Here is a 1,825-nt window from a genome sequence, read left to right as displayed (position 1 = left end):
CTGATCGACGAGATCGACCGACTGCAGACGCGGTTGCGGCGTGCCGGTGTGACGTGAACTCGAGACTCGTGTTTTCGCACGGGTAAGGCTGACAGCGCAGCCCCGGGAGTTGCTCTGTGTCACCCAGATCGGCCATCCGCCGGCGTACCTTGCCAAGGAGTCGCTGCGAAGTACGCCGAGCGCTACGCGGTTCAGAGCCGCATGGTTCGCATCCTGGCCCGGGCCTTGTTGCCGTTGCGCGTCAGGATCTGCTCCATGTTCTTGTGCGCCACCTCGGGCTTGCCGCCTTCGGTGGGCTCCTCGCCGACGATCTTGATGTCGCACTTCTTGATTGCCGGGTCGAGCACTTCCTTCGCGCCGGCGGCCCTTGATCAAGACGTAGTTGCCGTTCGGCTTGGCCCTGATCAACGCTTTGGCGCCCTTGGCGATCAGGCCGTCGACGTAGGCGAGCTGCTTCTCCGACGCACCGCCGGCATCGGCGCTCCTCCTGAACATGCGCCCTCTGAATCCATTCGCTCAAGGGCGATTCAGAACAGAGCAACGCGCTCCTTCCAAGCTACCTCCGAATAGCTCGTGCAAAGTCGAGACGCAGCACATGGCAACCAGCCACTTGTCACGGTCGCCAAGTGAGCGGCGTTTTGGTGTTGATCTCGGTGGCCGAGCCCACGGTGGACGTGTCAAACACCATGCCGGACCGGTTCCCGGAACTGAGGTTGAGCCCCGTGCCGCGGTACTCGACATCGCCGTGCAGGTTCAGGGTGCCCGATGCGCCCTGGTTCGCCTCGAAGAAGCCCAGCGGATAGAAGGTGGTGCGCACCTGGGCAGACCCGGACACCGTGAAGGCGTTGTTGTCCGAGCCGATGACGCTCAATCCGCCCACTGTGCCACCGCTGACCGTGCCATTGACGACAACAGCCTGGTCTTCGATGCGCGCGCTGCCCGTCACACTGCCCCCTGGCAGGATGATGGCGTAAGGCCCGACATACACAGACGCTGGCGTATTGGTCGGCGCACACCCGCCCCCATTGGCAAACCGTACCGTCCCCGACGGACAGGCATCCCGCTGCCCGTTCTGGAAGCCCTGCGGCCAGGCATTGGCCAGCTCAACCATATACGGGTAGCGCCAGATCGTCTCGTAGGCCTGATCCCACACCACTGTCTTGAAGACCGAGGGCGTGGCCGCCACCACCATGAACAGCGGCTCGCCCGCATTGACCTTGAAGGCCAGGTCCGCATCCAGGCCCTTTTGCAGCGCGCTGTAGCGCGCCGAGGTGAACTGCGTGTTGGTGGCCACCAGCCCCCAGCGGAAATCAGCGTCTGAGCCTGTTTGGTTGACGCCGCGGAACTTGACAGTCACCGTGGTTGCGCCAGTGACCGGGTACAACCGCACGACGTTGTAGCCGAAGCGTTGTGGTGACCCGTAGAACGGTGACGCAAAGCGGCGGTTGGTGGCCCAGCTGTCGTCCAGAGCCTCCAGCGGCATCAACCGGCGCATGCGCTCGGCCTTGTCGGTCAAGGTGATGTTGCCGTAGGCGTTTCGGAAGCTGTCGGGCGTGGCCTTGTAGTCCCACACCACGTTGTGCATGGCCCAGTCGCCGACGAAGTCGTTGAGCTGCGACAGCGTCCAGCCGCGCGAATTCTGGATGTTGGTCAGCGGGTCGGCGCCAGCCGTGGTCCAGATCTGGGTGACGGCACCCGGGCCGTACTTGTCCTTCAGGAACTCCATGAACTGCCAGTTGCAGTACCGGTCGCGGGTGGAGCCGAGGTACACGTGCGGGGCATTGGGGAGCATCTCGGAGCAATGCGCGTTGTTCTGGTACTCAGG

Annotated in this window: 2 protein-coding genes; both read right to left on the bottom strand. The window is 63.7% G+C overall.

The features are described from left to right. Nucleotides 1-191 precede the first annotated feature (191 nt). Complete coding sequence (locus RMO40_RS09575; protein WP_309719696.1) at nucleotides 192-347, bottom strand: hypothetical protein; 156 nt, start codon at nucleotides 345-347, stop codon at nucleotides 192-194. Nucleotides 348-613: 266 nt separating this feature from the next. Next, nucleotides 614-1,825: DUF6055 domain-containing protein (locus tag RMO40_RS09570; protein ID WP_309719693.1), on the bottom strand; the 1,212-nt coding region annotated here is incomplete at its 5' end.

Origin of the sequence: Rhizobacter sp., assembly GCF_031412075.1 — a bacterium.
Taxonomy (GTDB): domain Bacteria; phylum Pseudomonadota; class Gammaproteobacteria; order Burkholderiales; family Burkholderiaceae_C; genus Rhizobacter.
Note: the sequence above shows the minus strand (reverse complement) of the source record. Positions and strands in the feature narration are given on the sequence as shown.